The organism is Acidimicrobiales bacterium, from assembly GCA_035531755.1.
Lineage (GTDB): Bacteria > Actinomycetota > Acidimicrobiia > Acidimicrobiales > UBA8190 > DATKSK01.
In genome coordinates this window covers 1-5,369 of sequence record DATKSK010000063.1, presented here as the reverse complement: position 1 = coordinate 5,369, position 5,369 = coordinate 1, and the positions used below count along the sequence as shown (strand labels likewise).

The following is a 5,369-nucleotide window of genomic DNA, read 5'->3' as shown; positions in this document are numbered from 1 at the left end:
CGAGCTCGAGGTGGTTGGGGGGCCGGCCGAGGATCTCGGTGATGCGGGCCGCCTCGTCGTCGGTCAGGCCGAGCGCCCGGTGCAGCGCCTCCTCGTCCATGGCCGGTTCGCCCATCGCCCGCCACCGTACCCGGCACCGTCACGGCCTCCGGCACCCCGAGCGCGGCCCGGGCCGTTATGGGCGACCCGGGCGCGGCGCTTGTCGCCTATCCGGGCCGGGCACACAGCGCCGAGCGGCCACCCCGGACGCCTCGCACCGCCGCTCCGAGGCCCGTGGCGTCCCCTGCCCGCAGGCGCGACCGCAGGCACGGGCCCGGCGGGCGTCCCAATGGGGCCCGCGGCAATGGGGTCAATGGCGCCCCGACATTTGTTTTGCCAAGGTTGGCGCCGCGTCCGATAATCCGGTGTATGGCGACCCCCGGACAGCCCAATCGCCCACCCATGTCCAGCGCCCACAAGGCCGCGCTCGCCCGGGGACGACAAGAAGGCCGGGCCGTGCGCCGCTACCTCGAGGCCATCGAGCTGCAGCGCCCCAGGCGCGGCCGCAAGCGGACGCCGGAGTCCGTCCGCAGGCGCCTGGCGGTGGTGAACGAGCGCCTGGCGGGCGCCGACGCCCTGGCCCGCCTCCACCTCCTGCAGGAGAAGTCCGATCTCGAGGCCGAGCTCGCCCGGGTGACGGCCGACGACGAGCTGGGCTCGCTCGAGACGTCGTTCGTCGAGGTGGCCAGGGCGTACGGCCAGCGCAAGGGGATCGGCTACGACGCCTGGCGTTCGGCCGGCGTCAGCACCGCGGTCCTCCAGCGAGCCGGGATCTCCCGCCTCACCGGCGCGCCCGCCGCGCCCACGGCCACGAGAGTCACCAAGGCCTGACCGTCCAGACGTCCGACCCCGACCGTCTCGGGGCCGACGCCGTCGGGACGTCCGACCGCGACCGCCGTCTCGAGGTCACTCTGGGATGGGGGCATAGTGGGGTTACATCGGTGAGTGACTCTCGTCGGTGGTGCCCGATCCCCGACCACCGACTCCCGACCACCGACCTGGATCCCGGGCGGGAGGCTCCCGCAGGCGGCGGCGCGGGACGATCAGGCGGGGAGGCTGGCGTGGCGCAGGGCCGCCCCGAGCAGCGACCCGAGCAGCGGCTCGCCGTCGGTGGCCCCGGTCATGGCGTCGCACGCCCGCTCGGGGTGCGGCATGAGGCCGACCACGTTGCCCGCCTCGTTGCACACGCCGGCGATGTCGTCGAGCGACCCGTTGGGGTTATCGGTGTAGCGCAGCACGATGCGGTCCTCGGCGCGCAGGCGCTCCAGGGTGGCGTGGTCGCAGGTGAAGTTGCCCTCGAAGTGGTTGACGGGCAGCCGCAGTTCCGCACCCACCTCGGTGGCGCCGGTGAGCACCGTCCGGGTGGTGCACACCCGCACCCCCACCGTCGTGCACAGGAAGCGCAGGCCGCGGTTCTTCTGGAGCGCCCCGGGCAGCAGGCCGGCCTCGGTCAGCACCTGAAAACCGTTGCAGATCCCCACGACCGGGCCACCCTCGGCGGCGAAGGCGGTCACGGCCTCCATCACCGGCGAGAACCGGGCGATGGCGCCGGGCCGCAGGTAGTCGCCGTGGGCGAAGCCGCCGGGGAGGACCACGGCGTCGTAGCCCGCCAGCGAGCGCTCGCCGTGCCACACCAGCTCGGCCCGGACCGCCGGGGGCGGGGGCGCGGCCGGCCCCGCGGCCCAGTCGGCGGCGCCGGCGGCCTCGGCGGCGACGAGGCCGAGGGCCTTCACCACGTCGTGCTCGCAGTTGCTGCCGGGAAACACCACGACGCCGATGCGCGCCGTCATCGCGACCTGCCGATGCGCGCCGTCATCGCGACGCCCCGTTGTGGCCGGCGGCGTCGGTGGCGCCCACCACGGTCACCGCCGAGTCCTCGATGACGGGGTTGGCGAGCAGCCGGTCGGCCACCGACGTGGCGGTGGCGCGGGCGGCATCCTCGTCGGCGGCCTCCACCGACAGGCGGATGGCCTTGCCCACGCGCACCGCCCCCACGCCGTCGAAGCCGAGGGCGGGCAGCGCCCGCTCCACGGTGGCGCCCTGCGGATCGGCGATCCCGGGGCGCAGCCGCACCTCGACGAGGACCTCGTAGATCACGCGCGCATCACCCGTCGGCACCGTACCAGTCGGCCAGGCGCCGCCCGCAGATGCGCTCGTAGGCGGTGATGTAGCGCTCGCTTGTCTCGGCCACCACCGCCGACGGCAGGGTGGGGGGCGGGGGTTGCTTGTCCCAGCCGCTACCCTCGAGCCAGTCGCGCACCGGCTGCTTGTCGAACGACGGCGGGCTCGTCCCCGGGCGCCACTCCCCCGCGGCCCAGAAGCGCGAGGAGTCAGGGGTGAGCACCTCGTCGCACAGCGCCAGCCGCCCGTCGATGATGCCCAGCTCGAACTTGGTGTCGGCCACGATGATGCCGTTGCGCTCCGCCGCCGCCGCCGCCCGGCGGTAGGCCTCCACGCACAGGTCGCGGGCCTTCTCGGCCATCTCCTTGCCCACCAGGTCCACGGCCCCGTCGAACGAGATGTTGAGGTCGTGGCCCTCGGTGGCCTTGGTCGACGGGGTGAACACGGGCTCGGGCAGGCGGTCGGCCTGTTGCAGCCCGGCCGGCAGCGGCATGCCGTGCAGCGAGCGCGACGTGGAGTACTCCTTCCACCCCGAGCCGGCCAGGTACCCCCGCACGATGCACTCGAGCGGCAGCATGTCGGCCCGGCGCACGAGCAGCGCCCGCCCCGCGATGCCGGCCATCCCCGCGTCCCCGCCCAGCTCGGCGGCGTCGGCGGGCAGCTCGGCGGGGTCGGCCGCCACCAGGTGGCTGGGGGCGAGGTCGGCCAGCTCGGCCAGCCAGTGCACCGTCATGGCCGTGAGCACGCGCCCCTTGTCGGGGATGGGCTCGGCCAGCACCACGTCGAACGCCGAGATGCGGTCGGACGCCACCATCAACAGGCGGCCGTCCCCGGCGTCGTAGAGCTCGCGCACCTTGCCGCTGTGCACCAACCGCAGGCTCATCCCTCCACCTCCTGTAGCGCTTCGGTGAACGTCGACACGTGGCGCAGCGCCCGCTCCAGGCTGAAGGCCCCGTCGAGGGCGGCGGCGTCGAGGGTCACCTCGGCGTCGTCCTCGAGCACCGACCGGAACGGGCGGCGCTCCTCCCAGGCCAGGCGGGCGTCGCGCTGCACCACCCGGTAGGCGGCGTCGCGCTCCATGCCCGACGCCACCAGGGCCAGCAGCACCGGCTGGCTGAACACGAGCCCGTACGAGCCCTCCACCACGTCGGTCCGCATGCGCTCGGTGTGCACCACCAGGGTGCGCACCAGCCCGGCGCAGCGCCGCAGCACGTAATAGGCGACCAGGCAGGCGTCGGGCAGGATGACGCGCTCGACCGAGCTGTGGGAGATGTCGCGCTCGTGCCACAGGGCGACGTCTTCGAGCCCCGCGCCGAGGTAGCCCCGCAGCACGCGGGCCAGGCCGCTCAGGCGTTCGGAGAGGATCGGGTTGCGCTTGTGGGGCATGGCCGAGCTGCCCTTCTGCCCCGACCCGAAGGCCTCCTCGACCTCGCCCACCTCGGTGCGGGCCAGGTGGCGGATCTCGGTGCCGATCATCTCGACGGTGGCGCCCACCGACGCGCACGCCCACAGGAGCTCGGCGTGGCGGTCCCGGGCGATGACCTGGGTGGCGGGCACCGCGGCGAGGCCGAGGGCCCCGCACACGTGGGCCTCCACGCGGGGGTCGATGTTGGAGTAGGTGCCCACCGCCCCCGACAGCTTGCCGACGGCCACGGCGGCGCGCGCGGCGCGCAGGCGGGCCCGGTCGCGGTCCGCCTGCAGGCACCACAGGGCCAGCTTGGCCCCGAAGGTCGTTGGCTCGGCGTGCATGCCGTGGGTGCGGCCCGGCATGGCGGCGTCGATGAACTCGGCCGAGCGCGCCTTCAGCACCGACACGAGCTCGCCCGAGGCGTCGATGAGCAGGTCGGCGGCCCGGGTCAGCGTGGCGCACAGGGCGGTGTCGACCACGTCGGAGGACGTGAGCCCGTAGTGGACCCACGACCCCTCGGGCGGCCCGGCGGCGGCCTGCACCACGTCGACGAAGGCGGCCACGTCGTGGTCGGTGACGCGCTCGCGCTCCTCGACGGCGGCCACCAGCTCGGGGGTGACCTTGGGCGCCCGGGCCCGCAGGGCGGCGGCCTCGGCGCGCGGCACCACGCCGACCTCGGCCCAGCCCTCCACCGCCAGCAGCTCGACCTCGAGCCACATCTCGAAGCGGGCCTCGTCGGTGAACAGGGCGGCCATCTCCGGCAGCGAGTAGCGGGGGATCACCCTGCCCCCCCAACTGTGGGCCCGCCGGCAGGAGCACGCAGCACGTCGGCGACCGACGGGACGGAGCCCTCGAACACGAATTCGGGCGCCGGACCTGCCGCGGCCAGGGCGATGTCGGTGCGGTGCTGCATGCCGTCCCACCCGATGCGGGCCACGCCGGCGTAGGCCCGGTCGCGGGCCTGGGCCACGGTCGGCCCGGTACCGGTGACGCCCAGCACCCGCCCGCCCGCGGTCACGAACCGGCCCTGGTCGTCGAGGGCGGTGCCGGCGTGCAGGACGGTGACGCCCGGGAGCACGGCGGCCTCGTCGAGGCCCTCGATGGGATCGCCGGTGCGGGGCGTGCCCGGGTAGCCCGGCGCGGCCAGCACCACGCACACCGCGGCGTCGGCCGAGAAGCGCGGCTCGGTGCGCAGGCGCCCGGCGGCGGCCTCGGCCAGGAGGCCGGTGAGGTCCTCGGTGAGCCGCGGCAGCACCACCTGGGTCTCGGGGTCGCCGAAGCGCACGTTGTACTCGAGCACGCGCGGCCCGTCGACGGTGAGGATGAGCCCGGCGTAGAGCACGCCGCGGTAGTCGATGCCGCGCCGGCGCAGCGCCGCCACCAAGGGCTCGACGGCCTCGTCGAGCACCCGGTCGACGACACGGTCGTCCACCACGGGCGTGGGCGAGTACGCCCCCATGCCGCCGGTGTTGGGGCCCTCGTCGCCGTCGGCGATGCGCTTGAAGTCCTGCGCCGGGGCCAGCGCGCTGATGCGTCTCCCATCACACAGTGCGAGCAGCGAGCACTCGGGGCCGACGAGGCCCTCTTCGACCACGACGCGGCGGCCGGCGTCGCCGAAGCTCTCCCCCGACAGCTTGGCGGCGATGTCGCCCTCGGCCTCGGTGATGGAATCGGTGACGAGCACGCCCTTGCCCGCCGCCAGCCCGTCGGTCTTCACCACCCACGGGCCGGGCAGCTCGCGCAGGAAGGCGTTGGCCTCCTTGGCGTCGTCGAACACGCCGTAACGGGCGGTGGGCACGCC

6 protein-coding genes are annotated in these 5,369 nt (G+C 74.8%); 1 reads left to right on the top strand and 5 read right to left on the bottom strand.

From position 1 onward, the window contains the following. The first annotated feature begins 408 nt into the window (after positions 1-408). Positions 409-870 carry a hypothetical protein gene (locus VMV22_12640; protein HUY23175.1) on the top strand — a complete coding sequence of 154 codons (462 nt, stop codon included), beginning with the start codon at positions 409-411 and terminating at the stop codon, positions 868-870. Between the two features lie 212 nt (positions 871-1,082). Here VMV22_12640 and purQ read toward each other — a convergent pair whose 3' ends face one another. From purQ to purD, 5 genes are all read right to left on the bottom strand, one after another. After that, positions 1,083-1,829 carry a phosphoribosylformylglycinamidine synthase subunit PurQ gene (gene purQ, locus VMV22_12635; GenBank protein HUY23174.1) on the bottom strand — a complete coding sequence of 249 codons (747 nt, stop codon included), beginning with the start codon at positions 1,827-1,829 and terminating at the stop codon, positions 1,083-1,085. Between the two features lie 22 nt (positions 1,830-1,851). Continuing rightward, positions 1,852-2,136 (bottom strand): phosphoribosylformylglycinamidine synthase subunit PurS, encoded by a 285-nt coding sequence (purS, locus tag VMV22_12630; GenBank protein HUY23173.1) that lies wholly within the window; start codon positions 2,134-2,136, stop codon positions 1,852-1,854. Between the two features lie 7 nt (positions 2,137-2,143). Next, positions 2,144-3,043, bottom strand: coding sequence for a phosphoribosylaminoimidazolesuccinocarboxamide synthase (locus tag VMV22_12625; GenBank protein ID HUY23172.1), 900 nt, complete (start codon positions 3,041-3,043; stop codon positions 2,144-2,146). Beyond that, positions 3,040-4,350: an adenylosuccinate lyase gene (purB, locus tag VMV22_12620; protein ID HUY23171.1), complete on the bottom strand. Its 1,311-nt coding sequence runs from the start codon at positions 4,348-4,350 to the stop codon at positions 3,040-3,042. Before purB ends, VMV22_12625 begins: the two co-directional genes overlap by 4 nt. After that, positions 4,347-5,369: phosphoribosylamine--glycine ligase (gene purD / locus VMV22_12615; GenBank protein HUY23170.1), on the bottom strand; the 1,023-nt coding region annotated here is incomplete at its 5' end. The genes purD and purB, both read right to left, overlap by 4 nt.

Bases quoted from the DNA above. Each gene is read 5' to 3' on its own strand.
- VMV22_12625 (HUY23172.1), bottom strand. From the start codon at position 3,043: ATGAGCCTGCGGTTGGTGCACAGCGGCAAGGTGCGCGAGCTCTACGAC.
- purQ (HUY23174.1), bottom strand. From the start codon at position 1,829: ATGACGGCGCGCATCGGCGTCGTGGTGTTTCCCGGCAGCAACTGCGAG.
- VMV22_12640 (HUY23175.1), top strand. From the start codon at position 409: ATGGCGACCCCCGGACAGCCCAATCGCCCACCCATGTCCAGCGCCCAC.